24 protein-coding genes are annotated in these 21,556 nt (G+C 44.3%); 2 read left to right on the forward strand and 22 right to left on the reverse strand.

Annotated features, from left to right (window positions below):
* The 5 genes from SB658_RS06725 to SB658_RS06745 form a co-directional block, all read right to left on the reverse strand.
* A complete protein-coding gene (locus SB658_RS06725; RefSeq protein ID WP_014476793.1) occupies positions 1–387 on the reverse strand; it encodes a YlqD family protein in 387 nt (128 codons plus the stop codon).
* A 121-nt stretch (positions 388–508) separates the two neighbouring features.
* On the reverse strand, positions 509–754 hold the full coding sequence (locus SB658_RS06730) for a KH domain-containing protein (protein WP_014476792.1): 246 nt from the start codon (positions 752–754) through the stop codon (positions 509–511).
* On the reverse strand, positions 754–1,026 hold the full coding sequence (gene rpsP, locus SB658_RS06735) for a 30S ribosomal protein S16 (RefSeq protein ID WP_003220815.1): 273 nt from the start codon (positions 1,024–1,026) through the stop codon (positions 754–756). Before rpsP ends, SB658_RS06730 begins: the two co-directional genes overlap by 1 nt.
* Positions 1,027–1,131: 105 nt before the next feature.
* Complete coding sequence (gene ffh, locus SB658_RS06740) at positions 1,132–2,472, reverse strand: signal recognition particle protein (protein ID WP_003232020.1); 1,341 nt, start codon at positions 2,470–2,472, stop codon at positions 1,132–1,134.
* 13 nt (positions 2,473–2,485) lie between these two features.
* Positions 2,486–2,818, reverse strand: coding sequence for a putative DNA-binding protein (locus SB658_RS06745; RefSeq protein WP_003238590.1), 333 nt, complete (start codon positions 2,816–2,818; stop codon positions 2,486–2,488).
* 176 nt (positions 2,819–2,994) lie between these two features.
* Between SB658_RS06745 and SB658_RS06750 the strand changes: the two genes are divergently transcribed.
* On the forward strand, positions 2,995–3,480 hold the full coding sequence (locus SB658_RS06750; protein ID WP_003245834.1) for an Ig-like domain-containing protein: 486 nt from the start codon (positions 2,995–2,997) through the stop codon (positions 3,478–3,480).
* A gap of 36 nt (positions 3,481–3,516) precedes the next feature.
* Here the strand turns inward: SB658_RS06750 and ftsY are convergent, their stop codons facing one another.
* The 13 genes from ftsY to SB658_RS06815 all read right to left on the reverse strand — a co-directional run bounded on the left by ftsY (position 3,517) and on the right by SB658_RS06815 (position 18,582).
* Positions 3,517–4,506: a signal recognition particle-docking protein FtsY gene (gene ftsY, locus SB658_RS06755; RefSeq protein WP_003232026.1), complete on the reverse strand. Its 990-nt coding sequence runs from the start codon at positions 4,504–4,506 to the stop codon at positions 3,517–3,519.
* A 19-nt stretch (positions 4,507–4,525) separates the two neighbouring features.
* The gene (gene smc, locus SB658_RS06760; protein ID WP_144500774.1) at positions 4,526–8,086 is read right to left on the reverse strand and encodes a chromosome segregation protein SMC; all 3,561 of its coding nucleotides are present in this window, start codon (positions 8,084–8,086) and stop codon (positions 4,526–4,528) included.
* 100 nt (positions 8,087–8,186) lie between these two features.
* Positions 8,187–8,936 carry a ribonuclease III gene (gene rncS / locus SB658_RS06765; RefSeq protein WP_003232030.1) on the reverse strand — a complete coding sequence of 250 codons (750 nt, stop codon included), beginning with the start codon at positions 8,934–8,936 and terminating at the stop codon, positions 8,187–8,189.
* A 139-nt stretch (positions 8,937–9,075) separates the two neighbouring features.
* Positions 9,076–9,309 (reverse strand): acyl carrier protein, encoded by a 234-nt coding sequence (gene acpP / locus SB658_RS06770; RefSeq protein WP_003154310.1) that lies wholly within the window; start codon positions 9,307–9,309, stop codon positions 9,076–9,078.
* Positions 9,310–9,392: 83 nt separating this feature from the next.
* The gene (gene fabG / locus SB658_RS06775; RefSeq protein WP_003232035.1) at positions 9,393–10,133 is read right to left on the reverse strand and encodes a 3-oxoacyl-[acyl-carrier-protein] reductase; all 741 of its coding nucleotides are present in this window, start codon (positions 10,131–10,133) and stop codon (positions 9,393–9,395) included.
* The gene (gene fabD, locus SB658_RS06780) at positions 10,126–11,079 is read right to left on the reverse strand and encodes an ACP S-malonyltransferase (protein WP_144500775.1); all 954 of its coding nucleotides are present in this window, start codon (positions 11,077–11,079) and stop codon (positions 10,126–10,128) included. Before fabD ends, fabG begins: the two co-directional genes overlap by 8 nt.
* Positions 11,080–11,097: 18 nt before the next feature.
* On the reverse strand, positions 11,098–12,099 hold the full coding sequence (gene plsX, locus SB658_RS06785; protein WP_003232041.1) for a phosphate acyltransferase PlsX: 1,002 nt from the start codon (positions 12,097–12,099) through the stop codon (positions 11,098–11,100).
* Between the two features lie 13 nt (positions 12,100–12,112).
* Positions 12,113–12,679: a transcription factor FapR gene (gene fapR / locus SB658_RS06790; RefSeq protein WP_003232044.1), complete on the reverse strand. Its 567-nt coding sequence runs from the start codon at positions 12,677–12,679 to the stop codon at positions 12,113–12,115.
* Positions 12,680–12,787: 108 nt separating this feature from the next.
* Positions 12,788–14,836, reverse strand: coding sequence for an ATP-dependent DNA helicase RecG (recG, locus tag SB658_RS06795; RefSeq protein ID WP_021479307.1), 2,049 nt, complete (start codon positions 14,834–14,836; stop codon positions 12,788–12,790).
* Positions 14,814–15,716: an L-serine ammonia-lyase, iron-sulfur-dependent, subunit alpha gene (sdaAA, locus tag SB658_RS06800; protein WP_003232049.1), complete on the reverse strand. Its 903-nt coding sequence runs from the start codon at positions 15,714–15,716 to the stop codon at positions 14,814–14,816. The genes recG and sdaAA overlap by 23 nt, the downstream gene beginning before the upstream one ends.
* Before the next feature lie 25 nt (positions 15,717–15,741).
* Positions 15,742–16,404, reverse strand: a complete 663-nt coding sequence (gene sdaAB, locus SB658_RS06805; protein ID WP_003232050.1) for an L-serine ammonia-lyase, iron-sulfur-dependent subunit beta — start codon at positions 16,402–16,404, stop codon at positions 15,742–15,744.
* A 138-nt stretch (positions 16,405–16,542) separates the two neighbouring features.
* A complete protein-coding gene (locus tag SB658_RS06810; RefSeq protein ID WP_003245033.1) occupies positions 16,543–18,204 on the reverse strand; it encodes a DAK2 domain-containing protein in 1,662 nt (553 codons plus the stop codon).
* A gap of 15 nt (positions 18,205–18,219) precedes the next feature.
* Positions 18,220–18,582: an Asp23/Gls24 family envelope stress response protein gene (locus tag SB658_RS06815; RefSeq protein WP_003232054.1), complete on the reverse strand. Its 363-nt coding sequence runs from the start codon at positions 18,580–18,582 to the stop codon at positions 18,220–18,222.
* A 276-nt stretch (positions 18,583–18,858) separates the two neighbouring features.
* Between SB658_RS06815 and rpmB the strand changes: the two genes are divergently transcribed.
* Complete coding sequence (rpmB, locus tag SB658_RS06820; RefSeq protein WP_003221548.1) at positions 18,859–19,047, forward strand: 50S ribosomal protein L28; 189 nt, start codon at positions 18,859–18,861, stop codon at positions 19,045–19,047.
* 72 nt (positions 19,048–19,119) lie between these two features.
* Here the strand turns inward: rpmB and spoVM are convergent, their stop codons facing one another.
* The 4 genes from spoVM to rsgA form a co-directional block, all read right to left on the reverse strand.
* Positions 19,120–19,200, reverse strand: coding sequence for a stage V sporulation protein SpoVM (spoVM, locus tag SB658_RS06825; RefSeq protein ID WP_003221545.1), 81 nt, complete (start codon positions 19,198–19,200; stop codon positions 19,120–19,122).
* A gap of 71 nt (positions 19,201–19,271) precedes the next feature.
* Positions 19,272–19,916 (reverse strand): thiamine diphosphokinase, encoded by a 645-nt coding sequence (locus SB658_RS06830; RefSeq protein ID WP_014479765.1) that lies wholly within the window; start codon positions 19,914–19,916, stop codon positions 19,272–19,274.
* Positions 19,917–19,988: 72 nt separating this feature from the next.
* Positions 19,989–20,642, reverse strand: a complete 654-nt coding sequence (gene rpe / locus SB658_RS06835) for a ribulose-phosphate 3-epimerase (protein ID WP_014476784.1) — start codon at positions 20,640–20,642, stop codon at positions 19,989–19,991.
* A gap of 4 nt (positions 20,643–20,646) precedes the next feature.
* Entirely contained in the window at positions 20,647–21,543 is an 897-nt protein-coding gene (gene rsgA / locus SB658_RS06840; protein WP_144500776.1) for a ribosome small subunit-dependent GTPase A, read from the reverse strand.
* Between the last annotated feature and the right edge of the window lie 13 nt (positions 21,544–21,556).

Raw genomic sequence — 21,556 nt, forward strand, 5'->3', positions numbered from 1 at the left:
TCACCTCTGGCGAATTTCAATTACTTTTCCGTCTTTTATGACGATGGTGTTCGCTGCTGTTTTCTCATGCCAGTCATCCCCGGCTTCAATCGTCAGCAGCGCATCGACTTCCTTTTCTTTCAACTCACTGCCAAGCGGCAATGTATGTACTTGAGCAATTTGAAAATCAATGATTTTTATATCATCTTTTCGCTTTTCTATTGCCTTTTTAAATTGTTCAATCATATCAGGGTTTTGCTGTTCTTTCTCATGTTTTCTAAGCTGAAAATAGAGCTGGCTGCATTCTCGTTCAAGCATTTGTTTCTTTTCGGCAAAAGAAGCTAAAAGCTTTTCTTTACTGCGCTCGGTTAAGACTTGCATAACGGCTACACGGTGAATAATTTGCATCGCACCAAGCTCCCCGCTTTTAAAACTTTTACTCGCCCAGGCTTTTCTATTTTGCCTAAGCTTCTATCAGTTTACCCTTTTTTTGCGTGTAAAAAAAGGGGAGGTGCCGGCCCTCTCCCTTTTAGTCAAATATTTCAAATTGAACTTTCTTAGAAGACTGTGCGCCAGCTGCAAATACAGCTGTTCGAATCGCTTTTGCAGTCCGGCCTTGCTTTCCGATAACTTTACCGGTATCTGACTTATGGACAGATAAGCGCAGCGCAATCTTTTGATCGGTTTCTTCTCTTATGACGCGAATGTCATCTGGATGATCAACAAGCGGCGTCACAATGTGGACAATCAAATCTTCCAAGTGTTGATCAGTCATTACTTGCCTTGTTTAGCGTTGTGGAATTTTTCCATGATTCCTTGGCTAGAGAACAAGTTGCGAACTGTATCAGATGGTTTCGCTCCAGTTTGAAGCCATTTAAGAGCAAGCTCTTCGTCAATTTTTACTTCCGCTGGTTTTGCAACCGGGTTGTAAGTTCCGACTGTTTCGATGAAACGGCCGTCACGTGGTGAACGAGAATCTGCTACAACAATACGATAGAAAGGAGATTTTTTTGCTCCCATACGTTTTAAACGAATTTTTACTGCCATTTTACTAGCACCTCCGAAAATATTTCAACAAGATAGTATATTAACAATGATAAAAGTGTTTGTAAAGTGTTTTTTCTTAACAACGGTTTTATCATGTATAACCGATTACATAAAAGGTAGCTTAAACCCTTTTTTCTTGCCTTTTGACATGTTTGTCATCTGCTTCATCATTTTTTTCATTTCATCAAACTGCTTAAGCAGACGGTTGACTTCCTGTACGGATGTCCCGCTTCCTTTTGCAATCCGCTTCCGCCGGCTGGCATTGATGATATCCGGCTGTTCTTTTTCAAGAACAGTCATTGATTTAATGATTGCTTCCACATGATTCAGCTGTTTTTCATCAACTTGGATGTTTTTCAGGCCTTTCATTTTACCTGCACCCGGCATCATTTGCAGAAGCTCATCAAGCGGCCCCATGTTTCTGACTTGCCCGAGCTGCTCCAGAAAATCGTCCAATGTGAAGCTCATCGTTCTCATTTTTTGTTCCAGCTCTTTGGCTTTGTCTTCATCAACGCTGGCCTGTGCTTTTTCAATCAATGTCAGCACGTCGCCCATGCCGAGAATCCTTGATGCCATGCGTTCAGGATGGAACGGCTCTAACGCATCAAGCTTTTCGCCCAAACCTGCGAACTTAATTGGCGTGTTTGTGACAGCGCGAATAGAAAGCGCAGCCCCGCCGCGTGTGTCTCCATCCAGCTTAGTCAACACAACACCGGTTAAACCGAGCTGTTCATTAAAGCTTTTGGCAACATTCACAGCGTCCTGACCGGTCATTGAATCGACAACCAGGAAAATTTCTTCCGGATTCGCGATTTCTTTGACGTTGGTCAGTTCATCCATCAGTTCATGGTCGATATGCAAGCGCCCTGCCGTATCCAAAATGACGTAGTCATAATGTTCTTCCTTGGCTTTCTCAATAGCCTGTTTAGCTATTTCTACAGGACTGACCTGATCGCCAAGAGAGAAAACAGGCATATCAAGCTGTTTGCCGAGTGTTTCCAGCTGCTTAATTGCGGCTGGGCGGTAAATATCGGCAGCAACCAGCATCGGTTTGCGATTATGCTTTTTGCGCAGCAGATTCGCAAGCTTACCGCTTGTTGTCGTTTTACCGGCACCTTGGAGACCGACCATCATAATAACAGTCGGCGGCCTTTTTGCGACGGCGATTTTGCTCTCTTCGCCGCCCATCAGCTCAGTCAGTTCCTCTTGAACAACTTTAATGACCTGCTGGCCGGGCGTCAGACTTTTCATGACGTCTTGGCCTACAGCGCGTTCACTTACTTTTTTGACAAAATCCTTGACTACTTTAAAGTTAACGTCAGCCTCAAGCAGCGCAAGACGGACCTCACGCATCATCTCTTTTACATCTTGTTCGCTGACTTTCCCTTTTCCGCGGATTTTAGAAATCGTCTGCTGCAGTCGGTCGGCTAATCCTTCAAATGCCATAGTTTGCCGCCTCCTAATCTAATTTCTCAAGCGCTTCAATCAGAGCTGTAATTTCTTCCTCTTCTTTTGAACCGGAAGCAAGCTCCTTCAGCTTATTAAACATCTCTTTACGCTCCTGAAACTTTTTCAAAAGGAGCAGCTTTTCTTCATATTGTTCAAGCATTGCTTCTGTTCGTTTGATGTTATCATAAACAGCTTGTCTTGAAACCTCATATTCTTCGGCTATTTCGCCTAGGGAGAAATCGTCCAAATAATAAAGCGACATATAGCTCTTCTGTTTTGACGTCAACAACGACTGATAAAAATCAAACAGATAATTCATTCTCGTTGTCTTTTCGAGTGACATTTGAGCTCTCCCCTTTGTTAAGTCAAATCCCTTTACGATAACTTAGTTTACACGGTTTTAATGACACTGTCAAGTTTTTATCTTGTCAAAGCCGCGATTAACTTTTCCAAAATACGCTAAATATCATCCAATTTATTCCGATATTGTATATGAACCCTATTTTAAGGAGGATTTTTATGAAAAAAATCGGTTTATTGTTTATGTTATGTCTGGCAGCCCTGTTTACAATAGGTTTCCCGGCACAGCAAGCAGACGCTGCTGAGGCACCTTATAAGGCCTCAATCACAAATATCAGCACAGATGGAGGGGTATACGGTAAAATCAATTACGGACAAGGTCAATATTGGCGAGTCAAGTACAATATTACAGTAAGCGGCAAATTACTCGACCAAAACGGACAGCCAGTGCCAAACGCGCCCGTAAGATTTGAAGCGGACACGAAGGTCGGAAACACAACACAAACTGCTTCAGGAACGACTGATGCAAACGGAACATTTGAGGTTCCAATGTATTTGGGGCCAGCTGCTGGTTACTATACGTATTACACATCTGTTTCCGTTCATTACTATGACATCATCCCATTCAGAGTTTTTTCTGGTGAGTCAAGACTGGTATCCACTGATAACAGCCTTTATCATTTCGCCTATCAAGTAAGAAGATAAAAAAGAAAAAGGCCCCAAGATGTTGGGGCCTTTTTCTTAATCGTCGGCTTTTTCCACTAAATCTGAAAAGAGTCCGTACACATAGGATTCTGGATCAAATTCCTGGAGATCATCAACTTTTTCTCCTAAACCGACTAGTTTAACCGGGATGTGAAGTTCGTTGCGAATCGCAAGGACGATACCGCCTTTTGCCGTACCGTCAAGCTTCGTTAAAGCAATGCCGGTAACATTTGTTGCTTTAGAGAATTCTTTTGCCTGAGCCATTGCATTTTGGCCGGTCGTGGCATCAAGGGCAAGCAGCACCTCATGCGGAGCTTCAGGAACTTCTCTTTCGATAACACGTTTCACTTTTTCAAGCTCTTTCATGAGATTTACTTTGTTTTGGAGACGCCCTGCCGTATCACAAATTAATACATCGGCATTTCTTGCTTTCGCAGCATGAACAGCATCGTAGATGACCGCTGCCGGATCGCTTCCGGCCGTCTGCTTAATGACAGGCACTCCTGTACGCTCTCCCCATACTTCCAGCTGTTCAATGGCTCCCGCTCTAAAAGTGTCTCCGGCGGCAAGTACGACAGATTTTCCTTCTTGTTTCATTTTATGGGCAAGCTTTCCGATCGTTGTTGTTTTCCCGACGCCGTTTACACCTACCAGAAGGATTACGTTTAAACGCCCATCCTGGATGTTCAGTTCTGAAATTTGCTCATCTCCGCTGTTATAAATCTCGACCAGTTTCTCAGAAATCACTGACTGGACTTCCTTTGGATCTTGAATATTTCTGCGTTTGACTTCTTTTTTCAGTTCATCTATTAATTCCATAACGGTTGTAAAACCGACATCCGCGCTGATAAGAACCTCTTCAAGCTCTTCGAAGAAATCCTCATCCACTTTACGGTAACGGGATACAAGATCATTCACTTTGTTTTGAAAGGAGTTTCTTGTTTTTTCAAGGCCATCCTTAAACTTTTCAGATACGGAATCTGTCTGTTTTGTGATTTTCTCTTTTAATTTTTTAAAAAAGCTCATCTTTTAACCTCTTTCCTCGTTACTGAACGAATTCTTTTGTTTCTTCCAGCTTAACGGAGATTACCTTGGAAACACCGGATTCCTGCATGGTTACGCCATAAAGCACATCCGCTTCCTCCATCGTTCCTTTTCTGTGGGTAATCACAATAAACTGGGTATCACTGCTGTATTTTTTTAAATACTGCGCAAATCGGAACACATTCGCTTCGTCGAGCGCAGCCTCTACTTCGTCAAGAACGCAAAACGGCACTGGACGAACCTTTAGGATTGAGAATAAGAGCGCTATAGCAGTAAGCGCACGCTCTCCGCCTGACAGGAGATTTAAGTTTTGCAGCTTTTTCCCCGGCGGCTGAGCGATAATCTCGACTCCTGAATGAAGCAGATCGTTAGGATCGGTGAGCCTCAGTTCAGCTCGCCCTCCTCCGAATAAGGAGCGGAAAACTTGATCAAAGTGTGAGCGGATTTGGACGAATGTGTCGTTAAAGCGCTTCGTCATTTCTTCATCCATTTCTTCAATCACTTGGAACAAGGTATTTTTCGCTTCTGTTAAATCTTCTTTTTGTTCCGACAGAAACTTGTACCGTTCGTTGACCCTCTCAAACTCATCTATGCTTCCGAGGTTCACGGTACCCAGCTCTTCAATTGCGAGTTTAATCAGCTTCACGCGCTTTCTGGCTTCCTCTGGATCAGTTTCAAGCTGATATTTCTCTTTTGCCCCCTCAAAGGACAAGCTGTATTCCTCCCGTAAGTATTGGAGTAAATTATCAAGCTCGACTTCCATCCGTCCGAGTTTGACTTCTTCGTCTTTTAAGAGCGTTGTTTTTTGTTTATACAGACGTTTCATTTCTTTCAGCTCACGCTCATACGTATCAAGCCCATGCTGAAGCTTGATGCGCTGATCGCGCCTTAATGCAATCAGTTCGATCGTTTTCGTTTTGTCATTCAATTTATGTTTTGCTGCTTCTTCCAGCTTTTCTTCGCCGCTGGTGCTAGATGACATCTCTGACGTTAAGAAGCTTAAGTCTTCTTTTGCTTCTTTTAACGCAAGCTCTGTTTCAGTGAGCTCTTTCTTTAATCTGGCAAGGTTGTCCTCTGCCCCCTTGCAAGCCTGCTCTTTTTTGGCCGCAGCGATCTTCAGCTCAGTCAGCTCGTTGGAGAGAGACTCTTTCGTTGAGGATTGCGTTTGTTTTTGTTTTGTCAGTCTGTCTATGTCCTCTTCAAGCTGTTTCATCTTTTCAGATACGGCAGAGAGCTCTTCTTCAAGCTTGCGTTTGCGTGCTTTTTTCTCTTCATCGCTTTCAGACAGAGCAGATTTTTCTTGGTCATAGAGCTCTAAATGGGTATTGATATTTTTCTCGGCAACTTGAAGTTCGTACAGCTGGCCTTTCACATCCTGCTGCTTTAACCTTAAGCCTTCCCCGGTTTCTCTTAAGTCAGCCAGTTTTTTCTCCATATCCTGAATGGATTGCTTAAGGGTTTTGACCTCTTGTTCAAGCAGTGCTGTTTTCTCTTCCATTTCAGCGAGCCGTTTCGTCACATCTTCTAGCTCCCGGCTTCTTCCAAGGAGGGAGTTATTTTTCTTTTTAACCGCGCCGCCCGTCATTGAACCACCGGGGTTCACAACATCTCCCTCAAGGGTTACGATGCGGTACCGGTGCCCGAGAAGCTTTGCAAGCTCGTTTGCACCCTTTAAGTCCTCTGTGATCAGAACGGTTCCAAGAAGATTCTGGATGACGCTTCGATACGCAGAATCAAATGTGACAAGTTCACTGGCAACCCCGAGAAATGATGAATGTCGGGCGGCTGTTTCCGCGTCACGGCTTTGAAGCTGGCGGTCTCTAATAACAGAAAGAGGCAGAAACGTCGCCCGGCCGAAGGAATTCTGCTTTAAATATTGAATCGCTTTTCGGGCAGATTGTTCATCGTCGGTCACGACATGCTGAGCAGAAGCGCCGAGCGCTATTTCAATGGCCGTTTCATACTTCTGTTCTGTAGAAATCAGCTCAAGAACCGCTCCGCGAATTCCACCAAGGCGCTCTTTCGCTTTTAGCACTTCTTTAACACCTTGATAAAAGCCAGAAAAATCTCCCTGCATCGTCTCAAGCATGTCCTTTTTTGATCTCGCTTGCTGAACGTATTGGTATGCCTGATACAGAGCGGATTCATTTTTTTCGTATTGACGCTTTTTCTGCTCATATTTTGTCTGCATATCACGATATGCACCGACTTGACTGTGAATCTCCTGCTCAATTCGGGCAAATTCCGTTTCACATGCGGCTTTACGCGCAGAAATATCACGCCGTTCCTGCAGGTGCTTTTCATTGTTGTCCGCGAGTCTCTGCAATGTGACAGCGGATTGGGACATCTGGTCATCAAGAAGCTGGAGTTCGTTGCGTATCGAAGCCTGGCTGTTTAACAGCTCAAAATAATCACTTTTCAGCTGCTCGATTTTCTCTTCGACATTTTCATTGTGAAGATTGAGAGCCTGCTGTTTTTCTTTTACTTGCGCCCTTAACTGCTTCACCTCAGCCTGAAGCGTTTCGAAGACAGCTTCCTGCTTCGAAAGCTCTTCTTTCAGAACCGTTTCTTTTTGCTGAAACTGAACGATGGCTTCTTCAAGCTGTTCTTGGTTTTGCACAGCGTTTTTCTTTCGTTCTTTCAGGACTTCTTTACGGCCTTCAAGCTTTTCCAGCTCCTCACTAGTTACCAGTAAAACTTGCTGGAGCTCATCTACTGACTCATCAAGCGCTTGTATTTTGTCCCTTGTATCCTCAATCTTTGCTTCTTTCGCAGAAATAGCAGACGATTCAGCAAGCTCTTCTTCTTTTGCCATCTGCACTTTCTCTTTAAGAGTCGACCATTTACCATGCAGCTCTTCGATATCATAGGCAGTCAGCGCAATTTCAACATGCTCCAGCTCTTTCTTTTTCTCAAGGTAGTCTTTCGCTATTGAAGCTTGAATTTTTAGAGGTTCAACCTGTCCTTCAAGCTCATGTAATATATCTTCTACCCGATTTAGATTGTCCTGTGTCTCAAACAGTTTATTTTCTGCTTTTTTCTTTCTCGTTTTATATTTAAGCACCCCGGCCGCTTCTTCAAAGATACTGCGGCGATCCTCCGCTTTGCTGCTCAGGATCTCTTCCACTTTCCCTTGGCTGATAATAGAAAATGCTTCTTTACCAAGGCCAGAATCCATAAATAAATCAATAATATCCTTCAAGCGGCACGGCTGATTGTTAATCAGAAACTCACTCTCACCTGATCTGTACACACGTCTTGTGACACTCACCTCGTGGAAGTCAATTGGCAAGAAATGATCATCATTATCAAGAGTAAGCGTAACTTCAGCTAGATTTAATCGCTTTCTTGAATCACTCCCGGCAAAAATAATGTCCTCCATTTTTCCGCCCCGAAGAGAGCGTGCCGATTGTTCGCCGAGAACCCAGCGAATGGCATCCGTGATGTTGCTTTTTCCGCTTCCGTTCGGCCCGACAACCGCTGTCACGCCTTTAACGAAGTCTACGGAAATCCGTTCTGCAAATGATTTAAATCCTATAACGTCTAAACGTTTGAGGAACATAGCGATCCTCCTTATGTAATAAGTATTTCAATTCTATCATAAACATTGGTGAAATAAGACGGCATACATACTGAAATCCCCCTGAGTCATAAGGGGGATTTTATTGTTTCGTATGGTGTTTTTGCAATTTAGCTAAAGCTTCCTGAGCAGCGTGCTGTTCGGCTTCTTTCTTTGAACGGCCGTTTCCGACTCCGAGTGGTTCACCTTTTAGAGATACGATGGCTTCAAATTCACGGTTGTGCGCAGGTCCTTTTTCGTTAGAGATTTTATACTCCAGAGAGCCTTTGCCGTCCCGTTGCACGTATTCCTGCAGCTGGCTTTTGAAATCCATCACATGAGAAAAAGCACCATCGTTAATTTTAGGGAACACATAAACTTTTAAGAAACTTTCGACCGGCTCTAATCCTTGGTCAAGGTACAAGGCTCCGATAAATGCCTCAAAAACATCCGCCAATAGAGCAGGACGCTTTCTTCCGCCTGTCATTTCCTCGCCTTTACCCAACAGGACAAGATCGCCGAATGACAGCTCGTGAGCCAATGAAACGAGAGACGGTTCGCAAACAATTGCGGCTCTCAATTTCGTCAAATCTCCTTCACTCATAGCCGGGTATTTGGCAAATAAGAATCTGGAGATCGTCAGTTCCAAAACAGCGTCACCTAAAAATTCAAGCCTTTCATTATCTTCATACGGCTTTTTCCGATGCTCATTCACATAAGATGAATGTGTAAATGCTTGATACAAAAGCTTTTCATTTTGAAAGTGAACCGAAATCCGTTCTTGAAACTCTTTAAATTGTTCTACTTTTTTATAGAACTTTTTTTTATCTTTATAATGTGAGTGTTTTGACATAGTAACCTCCATAGGCACATCAGGTTCACCGCGCTTCTCTGACTAAACCGGATACAGCGCGCGTAAAAGCGGCATGCTGTAATAACTGCACGAATAAAGGGCTAAAGCCCCGCGTTTCGGCGGGACTTTTAGCATCAGCTTATTGCTGGTTTTGTATGTAGTTCACAGCGTCGCCGACTGTTGCAATCTTTTCAGCATCTTCGTCAGAAATCTCCATATCAAACTCGTCTTCAAGTTCCATAACAAGCTCAACTACATCTAGGGAATCAGCACCTAAGTCTTCCTTGAAAGAAGCTTCAAGTTTGACGTCTGCTTCATCAACGCCAAGGCGATCTACGATGATTTTCGTTACACGCTCTAATGTGTCTGCCATAGCAATTCACCTCCCCTCAAGTATTATAGTGGATTCGTTTTTAAAAAACTAGAGAAACTATGATGAAATTTTCGAGAAAAAACTTACATCACCATTCCGCCGTCAATATGAAGCGTTTGGCCTGTCATATAACGGGCTCCCTCTGAAGCTAGGAACGTGACAACACTGCTGACATCGCTAGGTTCGCCAAAGCGCGCGAGCGGAATTTGTTTCAGCATTTCGTCTTGAACGTCTTTTGCAAGTTTATCTGTCATATCAGTTGAGATAAATCCTGGCGCTATTGCGTTTACCGTAATATTTCGGCTGGCGAGCTCTTTAGCAGAAGACTTGGTTAAACCGATGACGCCGGCTTTTGCAGCCACGTAGTTGGCCTGTCCAGGGTTTCCGCTGACGCCGACGATAGACGATACGTTAATAATGCGGCCTGAACGCTGTTTCATCATTTGTCTTGTAACAGCTTTTGTGCAGTTGAAAACACCCTTCAGGTTAATGTTAATGACGTCATCCCATTCGTCTTCTTTCATTCTCATGATGAGATTGTCTCTTGTAATTCCCGCATTATTAACTAGAATGTCAATCGTAGAAAAAACAGACAATGTTTCTTTTATCATGTTTTGTACATCTTCGGGATTTGATACATCCGCTTTTACAGCAATTGCTTTTCTGCCCATTGATTTGATTTCATCTACCACTTCATTTGCTTTCGCTTCATTGCCGGAGTAGTTCACGACAACATTTGCTCCGCTTTTTGCCAGATCAAGGGCGATTGAGCGGCCGATTCCGCGGGATGCGCCAGTGACAATAGCCGTTTTATCATTAAGCATTATCATTCTCCTCCTTAAGCGTTTGAATTGCCAGCTCGATCGTTTCCGGATCTGATACAGCAATTGTTTTTAACCGTCTATTTACTTTTTTCACAAGGCCTGAAAGCACTTTTCCGGGACCGATTTCAATAAAAGTCGTAACACCCTCTGCGATCAGCTTGTTAATGCTTTCCTCAAAACGAACCGGAGAGTAAAGCTGCTCAATAAGTTTTTCTTTGATATCTGCTTTTTCAGTCATCACGTCAGCAGAAACATTTGAGATGACCGGAATGTCAGCGTCTTTTATGTCACAGGCGTCCAATACCTCTTTCAGCTTTTCAGCAGCCGGTTTCATCAGTTCAGAATGGAACGGACCGCTTACTTCAAGCGGAATTGCGCGTTTTGCGCCGTTCTCTTTTGCCAGTTCAGATGCAAGCTCAACCCCTTTAGCTGTTCCGGAAATGACGATTTGGCCAGGACAGTTGAGATTCGCAAGCTGTACAAGGTTGCCTTCCTCTGTGACTTTATCGGTTACTTGCTTTAATGCTTCAGCATCCATGCCGAGAATCGCAGCCATTGCTCCTTCGCCAGCCGGTACCGCTTCATTCATAAACTCTCCGCGTTTTCTGACGGTATAAACAGCATCTTTGAAAGACAGAGCGCCAGCCGCAACCAGTGCAGAATATTCACCAAGGCTGTGTCCTGCTGTGAAATCAGGTGTAATGCCAGATTCTTTAAATTTCTCAAGAACAGCGATGCTTGTCGTAAGCAAAGCAGGCTGCGCATTGTATGTAAGTGTTAATTCTTCAGCATCCCCCTCAAAAATAAGCGAGCTGAGTTTTGTTTCCAACGTTTCATCGGCTTCATCAAACAGACGCTTTGCAGCAGACACCTGCTCATAAAGCTCTTTTCCCATGCCGATAAATTGTGATCCCTGACCAGGGAATAAAAATGCAATCTTACTCATGATGTAAAAACCTCCAGACTACTCATCTGTTTTTTCTTCTTTCACTTCTTCCTGAATGAGCGCAGCCACATTTTGGCTGACCATCTCTCTTGCTTGCCGAATCGCATGGAATACAGCATTTGAATCTGAAGAGCCGTGCGCCTTGATCACAGGCGCTTTTAAGCCAAAAAGACTTGCTCCGCCATAATTCGAATACTCCATTTTCATTTTCATTTCTTTCAATTTTGGTTTCAGCACAGCTGCTGCAAGCTTGGATGTCAAAGTAGACGTCATTACGTCTCTCATCATTTTAAAAATAGACAACGCAGAGCCTTCCAGCGTTTTGAGTGTAACATTCCCGGTAAAGCCGTCTGTTACTACAACGTCCGCCACATCATCTAAAAGGTCTCGCGCTTCCACGTTTCCGATAAAATTGATGTTTGCTGTTTCTTTTAAAATTTGAAACGTCTGCTTCGTCAGTTCGTTTCCTTTTTTATCTTCTGTTCCGACATTTAAAAGTCCGACTCTCGGTGAAGTGACACCGCGCACTTGCTGAGAATAAACAGAACCCATGATGGCATATTGAACGAGGTGCTCCGGTTTGGCATCGACATTGGCGCCGACATCAAGGAGAAGAAATCCGTCTCCCGAAACAGTCGGAAGTGTCGGGGCAAGCGCCGGACGGTCAATTCCTTTAATTCTTCCGACAATAAAGAGACCGGCTGTCATTAATGCACCGGTATTTCCTGCTGAAATGCAGGCGTCAGCTCTGTTTTCCGCAACCTCCTGCGCCATAAGAACCATAGATGAGTTCTTTTTTCTTCGCACGGCACGGACAGGTTCATCCGTAGGCTCAATCACTTCATCTGCGTGCAGCACCGTGATGCGATCTGATGTAGTTGTTAAATGTGATTCTATCGTTGTTTTGTCACCGACAAGTGTGATATGGAGATCATCAAATGCCTCTATACCTTTTATAACTCCGTCAATAACAGCTTTGGGAGCGTGGTCTCCTCCCATTGCATCTACAGCTATTCTCATGCATGCTCCACCTTTATGAATGTTTTGAACGATACATGTCAAAGCGTCCAGAAAAAACAATTTCTTCGCCAACGTAGCTGTTCACTTCGACAACCGTTCTTCCTTTTTCTTTTTCGACAGCCGTCACTTTCGCTTTTGCTACGACACGTTCACCCTGCTTTACCTGTCTTGTAAAGCGGATGTCTGCACTGGCAGTCAGCGCCAGCTCGTCATCAATGACTGCAACGGCCAAAGAATTCGCCTGTGCAAATAAATGGTGTCCTCTCGCAATCTGATTCCGGCTGAACACGTGCTCCTGTTTTATTTCTAAAATGGATATCGCCTGATCATCCAGCTCAAGGTCAATAATTTCTCCGATAACTTCATCAAGTGACAGGGACTTCACTTCGTCCTCAAGTGTTTTCTCTGCCACGTTCTTAATTCTTTCTCTCAGTTCAGGTATGGAAAGCTCTAAGCGGTCCAAACGTATCGTCTGGATGCTCACCCCGAATTTACCCGCTAGTTCTTCATCTGTAATAAAGGGGGTTGCTTGAATCGTCTGCTGAAGTAATTCCTGGCGTTCTCTCTTATTTCTTCTCATATCTAAACACCATCCGGACAATTAAGACTAGGTACTAATAGTAGTATATAATTTCATAGATTGGAATGCAACGATTGTTTCTGGCTGAACACCAAAAACTTCTGATACTCAGCTTAATTTTTCCCCGTCCATTACTCCGCTCTTCAGCAATTCATCTCTTAACACAGCGTATTCCGGCTCCTTCCAGAACGCGTCAGAAGCCACAAGATTCGCAGCATCCTGCCTTGCCGTTTCAAGCGCTCTGTAATCATGAACCATGTCCGCCACTTTAAATTCCGGCATTCCGCTTTGTTTTTTCCCGAAGAAATCACCGGGACCTCTCAGTTCCAGATCCTTTTCAGACAGCTCGAAACCGTCATTGGTCTCCGACATGATCCTCATCCGTTCTTTCCCGGTTTCTGATTTTGGATCAGCCATCAGAATACAGAAAGATTGATGCTCACCCCGTCCAACACGGCCGCGCAGCTGGTGAAGCTGTGATAGTCCGAAACGGTCGGCGTCATAAATCACCATAATCGTTGCATTCGGAACATTCACGCCAACCTCCACAACAGTGGTTGATACGAGAATTTGACAGTGATTTGCGCTGAATTCTCTCATGACCTGGTCTTTTTCATCGGAATGCAGCTTCCCATGCATAAGGCCGACCTTCCATTTTCCCCGAAAAATATCAGAAAGCATATTGTACACGTCAATGGCGTTTTGCACATCAAGCTTGTCTGATTCTTCAATCAGCGGACAGATGATATAAGCCTGCCTGCCTTGCTTTAATTCTTTTTCGACAAATGCCAAAATACGATCCAGCATGTCATGTTTTACCCAATAGGTTTCGATTCGCTTTCGTCCAGCCGGCATCTCATCAATGACAGATACATCCATTTCACCGAACACTGTGATCGCTAATGTTCTTGGGATTGGAGTGGCTGTCATAAAGAGAACATCGGGATCCTGCCCTTTGTTCCGAAGCTTTTTGCGCTGCTCAACTCCAAATCTGTGCTGTTCATCTGTAATAACGAGACTCAGCGCCTTAAACTCCACCTCGTCTTGGATTAAAGCGTGGGTTCCTACAAGAATATCAATCTCACCCGCCGCAAGACGCTCAAGCAGTTCTTTTCGCCGCTTTCCTTTAACAGAGCTTGTCAAAAGAGCAACGCTGACATCCCATTTTTCAAATAGCGAAACGAGCGAATCAGCATGCTGCTCGGCCAGAATTTCTGTCGGCACCATGAGCGCTCCTTGGTATCCGGATAGGATCGCGGCATACAGTGCAATGGCGGCGACTGCCGTTTTTCCTGATCCAACGTCCCCTTGAAGAAGACGGTTCATTCTGTATGGAGAAGACATGTCTGCTGTTATTTCGCGAAGAACGCGTGACTGGGCGTTTGTGAGGGGAAACGGGAGGCTTTTGATAAATCTCATGAGTTCTTCGTTTGAAAAACGCTGCCGTATCCCTTGTGTCTGCTCTCTTTCCGCCTTTCGGAACGCCTGCATTTTCAACTGAAACAACAAAAATTCTTCATAAACAAACCGCCGTCTGGCAAGCTTTAATGCTTCCCTTGTTTCAGGCTGGTGCATTGCTTTTAACGCCTGATAATAGTCAGGCAGTTTATAGCTTTTTCTTAGCTTTTCCGGAAGAGGATCAGGAAGTGAGTCTGCATATTGGGTCAGCGCCTGCTGAATAAAGCGCCTCATCATTTTGACGGTAACATTTTCTTTCACAGAATACACTGGTTCAATGCTTTTGTCTTCTTGATGCGGCCCGTTTTTCAACTCCTGAACAGAGATGGTTTGGCGGTGCTTGTCCCATTTACCTGAGACCGTCACAACAGCACCGAGCGAAAGCTTCTTCTTCAAGTAAGGCCTGTTAAAACATACGGCTGTGATTAAATAGTGGCCGACCAGAAGCCTGAATGTCAGCCTGTTTCGTTTTTTTCCGTAATAGGTAAGAGAAGGCTCTGAATGAACCTTCCCTTCGACTGTGACTCTTTCATCATGCTTTACTTCTTCTAAATCCCTCAGCTCGTAGTCATCATAGCGATAAGGGAAATAATTCAGAAGATCAGAAATGTCATAAATACCAAGTTCGTGTAATGTTTTTTCTGTTTCCGGCCCAATACCCTTAATGTTAGCTATACTAGTTTGCTGATGTTGTTTCACGTGAACCTAGCGCTCCTCCGAAAATTTTTTTCTCTAATTCTCTTCCTGTCGGTGTTGCCGCTAAACCGCCCTGGCCTGTTTCTCTAAGTGCAGTTGGCATCGTTTGGCCTATTTTATACATGGCATCGATAACCTCATCACATGGAATACGGCTTGTAATGCCCGCCAATGCCATATCAGCGGCAATCATCGCATTTGACGCGCCCATCGCATTCCGTTTCACGCAAGGCACCTCAACAAGCCCTGCAACAGGGTCGCACACGAGGCCTAGCATATTTTTTAATGTAATGGCCATGGCTTCCGCGCTTTGTTCGGGTGTTCCTCCTGCCATTTCAACAATGGCCGCAGCCGCCATGCCTGAAGCTGATCCAACCTCTGCCTGACATCCTCCGGCGGCGCCGGAAATGCTTGCGTTATTAGCCACGACAAATCCGAAAGCCCCGGCTGTAAACAAAAAGCGGATCATTTGTTCTCTTGTTGGATTCAGCTTTTCTTTTACAGCAAATAACGTACCGGGCACCACACCGGCAGAACCTGCAGTCGGTGTCGCACAGATGGTTCCCATGGCTGCATTTACTTCATTTGTTGCAACGGCTTTCGATACAGCATCTAAAATCAGCGGGCCAGACAGGCTTTTTCCTGATCGAATATAGGCCTGCAATTTAACGGCATCTCCGCCTGTTAAGCCCGTTTGGCTCGTAACTCCCTCGAGTCCTTTCTGAACCGCCGCTTCCATAACAGACAGGTTATGATCCATCTGCTGAAAAATGTCCTCTTTTGTTTTTTCTGTTACTTCCATCTCTTGAGCTATCATCACATCAGAGATCAATATTTGTTTTTCTTTAGTAATCTCAATTAATTCTTTTACATTACGAAACATAACTGGCTCCTCCTGACCCTTTTCGCTAGTCAGCAATCTTTGTCACTTGAATAATATTCGGCAGCTTCGACAGCTCGTCGAGAATGTGGTCGTCAATATTTTGATCGACCTCTATTGTCATCAGCGCAAGCTGGCCGATATCTTTCCGGGCTACTTCCATATGTCCTACGTTAATTGAAAATTTCGCCAGAACATTGGCAACACCGGCAATTGTGCCAAACTTGTCATTATGAACAACTAATATGGCCGGATGATTTCCTGACAGCCGGAGCTCAAAACCATTCAATTCTGTGATTTCAATCTTTCCTCCGCCAATCGAAATACCCGTCAGTTCCAGCTCACCCTTTTCATCAGAAATGGTGATTTTTGCTGTGTTCGGATGGACCGGGACTGCATCTTCTACCCGAAACTCTATATCAATTCCTTTAGCTTCTGCAATTTGTATAGCGGTTTTAATCCGTTCATCGAATGTATCAAAATCAAGCAATCCGCCGATAATCGCGACATCTGTGCCGTGGCCCTTATACGTTTCCGCAAACGAGCCGTAAAAAGATACAATGATGCGCTCAGGCTCTCTGCCAAATAAACTTCTGGCCACTCTCCCGATTCTAGCAGCTCCCGCTGTATGAGAGCTGGACGGACCGATCATAACCGGGCCGATAATATCAAAAACGCTTCTGTATTTCATGCTATTCCTCCTTATGAACCAGAGCTTATTAGCGCTTTGCTTCTAGACTAATTGATCAGATATAAAATGGCAAGCGGGCGCGTTACAGCGCTGCCGCACTTAAAAGCAGACATAAGAATAGAAGGGCAAATTGCCCTTCTATTCTGCTGAAACTATATACGAATACAGAGGCTGTTTCCCATTGTGGATCTCAACCTCAATCTCCTCGTACTTTTCACTGAGAAACGCTTCAAGCTGCTCAGCTTCTTCCTGAGACGCATCCTCACCATATAGAATGGTCACGATTTCATCATCTTCTCCGATCATTTCTGACAGCAGCATTTTCGCGGCTGACAGCTGATTTTCAGAAGTGCCGATAATCGTTCCATTCAGAATGCCCATAAAGTCGCCTTTTTTAATGTCTTTACCGTCAATATGAGTATCTCTGACTGAGAACGTCACCTGTCCGCTTTTTACTTGCTGAATGGCGCTTAGCATATTGGCCTCGTTCGCTTCAGCTTCTTGATCCGGGTTAAAAGCCAGCAGAGCTGACATCCCTTGCGGAACCGTTTTAGCAGGAATGACAAAAACCTGTTCATCCACTACGCTGGCCGCTTGGTTAGCAGCCATGATAATGTTGGAGTTGTTAGGCAGGATAAATACCGTATCTGCATTTACAGACTTCACGGCATCAACAATATCCTCAGTGCTTGGGTTCATGGTCTGGCCGCCTTCAATCACAACAGAAGCGCCAATGCTTTTAAATAGGTCTGCAATTCCTTCTCCCATCGCTACAGTCACAATGCCATACGGCTGTTTTGCCGGCGGTGTTTCGTTGTCTGCAGGTTTGCTTTCTTGACTGATGATAGAGGTATGCTGTTCTCTCATATTTTCTATTTTTATTTTGATCAATTCACCGTAATGCTGGGCGTAGTTTAACACGTTTCCCGGCTCTTCAGCATGAATATGAACCTTCGCCAGCGATTCATCCGCAATCACAAGCAGAGAATCTCCGAACTGGCTGAGGTCTTGCCTGAACGTGCCTTCGTCGAACTCTCTTTTTGTCTGATCAAGCCTAACCATCACTTCGGTACAGAATCCAAATTCAATATCTTCGGTATTCATCATGCTTTGCGCGCTCTTGTGATGCTCTGCGCTGACCATGTCGTCAAGTGACGGAAGAACTGCTTTCTGAGGTACAGTTTCACCTTTTAATGAAGCAAGGAAACCTTCATACACACAGAGCAGGCCTTTGCCCCCGCTATCGACAACTCCTACTTCCTTTAGGACAGGTAGCAATTCAGGGGTGCGGTTTAAAGACGCCTCTGCTTCTTCTGTCACTGCAGTCATCAGCGCAGTGATATCGGTTTCTTTTTCTGCTAAGATCATTGCTTTTTTTGCAGCGTCTTTTGCAACTGTTAAAATGGTGCCCTCTACAGGTTTCATGACAGCTTTATACGCCATGTCTACACCTGCTTGCAGCGCAGCGGCAAACTCAAGTGCATTAATTTCTTTTTTCGTTTCAATGTTTTTGCTAAATCCGCGGAACAATTGGGATAGGATAACTCCTGAATTTCCGCGTGCTCCCATGAGCAGCCCTTTAGATAACGCGGAGCCCACCTTCCCGATATCATCCGTATCCATTTGTTCAACTTCTCTTGCTCCGGAAGTCATCGACAGGTTCATATTTGTTCCCGTATCACCGTCCGGCACCGGGAACACGTTCAGTGCATCAACTGCACTGGCGTTTTGAGACAGATTCTGCGCTCCCGCAAGAATCATCTCGGCAAAGGTTCTGCCGTCTAATGTTCTGATAGACAATCCTACTCCTCCTAACTACGGGTTCGTCACTCGTACGCCTTGGACATAAATATTGACAGAATCCACTGCCAGTCCGATGGTTTGATTTACTGTGTACTTTACTTTTGTTTGGACATTATGTGCCACTTCAGAAATTTTCGTGCCGTAGCTGACAATGATATACATGTCGATATGTATCTGTTCTCCTTCTTGGCGAACTTGGACACCCCTGCTGAAATTCTCTTTCCGAAGGATTTCAGTCAGTCCGTCTTTAATCTGGTTTTTAGAGGCCATGCCGACAATGCCGTAACAGTCAACCGCCGCGCCTCCTGCAACCATCGCGATGACTTCATTAGATATATCAATCTGTCCGTACTTCGTTCTTAATTCAATGGACACACTAGTTCCTCCTTCGAATGCATAGAGTTACAGCTATTCTACTATATGGTTTCCATTATGAAAAGACCAGGCAATAATCGCTGGCCGTACCTCTACATATACTATAGCGCTGCTGTTTCCGCAAGATGTCAAGTGAATTTTCTTGAAAGATGATGAAACAATAGTTGCAAACGTTTTTTAGCTGTGGTAAATTATTTAAAGTATCCATATCGAAAGCATCTAAGATTATATGAATGTTAAAAAGTAGATGTTTTGTGCAAGTGAGGAGGGAAACAAATGGCACGTAAATGCGTTATCACAGGTAAAAAAACAACAGCTGGGAATAACCGTTCTCACGCAATGAACGCTTCTAAGCGCACTTGGGGCGCGAATCTTCAAAAGGTTCGTATCCTTGTGAACGGAAAACCTAAAAAAGTATATGTATCTGCTCGAGCTTTGAAATCCGGTAAAGTTGAGCGTGTATAACAAAATGAACGCCTGCCCCGATATGTGGCAGGCGTTTTTATGTGGTGAAAGAGGGCTTTGAACCCCTGGGCCTTAATCTTTTCTAAATGAGCCCAGCATCGCCCGGACAATTCCTCCTAAAAACTTCGGCAATTTAATGGTGTAAAATTTCATTTTTGTCCCCTCCTATAACGTCCCGTAACCGCCTTGTTCATTGTTTTCAGCAATTGAATGAAAGCACATGCTTAATCCGTGCTTCTTATCATTATTAATATGCCTTTTGCAAACGAAAAAGTACCTCGTGAATGAATGAGTTCGTTACTAATACATAGTGTTGAACCGAGCGTAATATGACAATTATTTAGAGGATATTTAAAACCGGTCAGGGTCAGCTCATGTATGTCTTCGGAAAACGGTATGAAGGAGATATATCGCTTATTTTCATCCTTCTCAATATCATATTCACCAGGAGGGAACATTTGAATATGATTTTGTTTGTCTATCAGCCTAATTTTTATGTTCGTTTTTACACCTCTATACAGAAGCTGAATGTTTCCTAAAAAATGATCAGCTCTGCCGCCTGTAATGCCGAAAATCTGAATAATATCCGGCTGCTTTTCCAGCGCCCAATCAAGGGCGAGGTCTAAATCTGTTTGATCTTTTTCTGCTTGATACACATGAAGGGCGGGAGCGGCTTTTTCTATTCGCCGGCGTTCTTGCTCGGTTATGCTGTCAAAATCTCCGAAGGCTTCAACAGGTATGATCCCTGCATCTAAGAGAGTGACGGTGCCTTTGTCAACACCGATCCAAAGCGTGTGTTCATCCGTATAGCCGGTTAGATCGGGGATGAGATTTTTCGGGCCTCCCGCAACGATATTAATTGTTTTCATCTCTGATTCCTTTCTCTGCATACAGGAAAAAGAGCTTAGGCTATTGTATGCCCAGCTCTTTTCTAAAGCTGCTTATTTGCTTCCTCTGATTTCAGAAATTGCTTTTTTGCGGTCAGACTGCCCATAAACAGCTGAACCGGCAACGAGTAAATTTGCGCCCGCTTCAATGACGAGCGGAGCGGTTTCTTTGTTGACGCCGCCGTCTACTTCAATTAACAGATCTTTTTTTCCTTTTTCATCCGCCATTCGCTTAACCTCTTTTATTTTAGGAAGGACTGAATGAATAAATTTCTGCCCGCCGAAGCCCGGGTTCACCGTCATTAAAAGAACAAGATCGAGATCGTCGAAAACATGCTCGATGACTTGTACAGGGGTATGCGGGTTTAGAACTACTCCGGCCTTCACTCCTTGCTCTTTAATGAGCTGGATGGTACGGTGCAGGTGCGGACATGCCTCAGCATGCACAGACAGGATATCTGCGCCTGCTTTCGCAAAAGCCGGGATATAACGATCCGGTTCTTCTATCATTAAATGGACATCAAGCGGCAGATCCGTTACCGGTCGGACCGCTTCTACAATCAGCGGACCGATTGTGATATTCGGGACAAAATGGCCGTCCATAACATCAATATGAATACAATCGGCTCCGCCTCTTTCTACATCTTTAATCTCATTGCCTAAAGCGGCAAAATCAGCGGAAAGAATAGATGGTGCAACCTTTATCATTATGCTAATACCTCGGCTTTCTGTCTTTAATCTCCGTCATAAATTCAACATAATGGTCATAGCGATACTGCTTTAATTCCCCGTCTTCAACAGCTTGTTTCACCGCGCATTTCGGCTCTTTCAGATGTAAACAGCCTCTAAATTTGCATGAAGCGCTTTTTTCTCTGATATCAGGGAAGGTATAGCCCAGCTCTTCTTCCTCAATGTCTGTAAATTCAAGCGAGCTGAATCCCGGCGTATCTGCAACCAAACCTCCGGACGTGTGAATCAGCTCCACGTGGCGGGTTGTGTGTTTCCCGCGGCCCAAATGCTCGGAAATCTCGTTGGTTCTCAATCCGAGCTCCGGACTGATCGCGTTGAGAAGCGAGGATTTCCCAACACCGGACTGACCGGCAAATACCGTTGTTTTATCCTGAAAATGCGGGATGATGTCCGTTAAACTGTCTTGGTCCTTAGAGGAGGTAAGGTATACGTCATAACCAATATTCCGATAGTCTTCTGCATAGGCTTGTATCGTATCTTCTGTATCTTGATCTTCAATCAGATCCATTTTAGTAATGCATATAATCGGCTGAATATCATTGGCCTCAACGAGAACCAGGAAGCGGTCAAGCAATGCCGTGCTGAAAGAAGGCTGAACCGCTGAGAAAACAAGGACCGCTTGATCAACGTTGCAAATTGGCGGCCTGATAAGCTCATTGGTTCTTTCTTTAATTCCCATAAGATATCCTTCTTTGTCATTTTCAGCCTGGTACACAACGTAATCACCGACAAGAGGGGTAATTTTGTTTTTTCTGAAAATGCCTCTTCCTCTGCATTGTATTACTTTATCTGAATCCTCTGATTCATCCAGTACATAGTAAAAGCCGCTTAGCGCCTTAATAATTTTGCCCTCAGGCATATTTTCCCTCCTT

This window comes from Bacillus sp. SIMBA_008, from assembly GCF_046535495.1.
Taxonomy (GTDB): Bacteria; Bacillota; Bacilli; order Bacillales; family Bacillaceae; genus Bacillus; species Bacillus subtilis.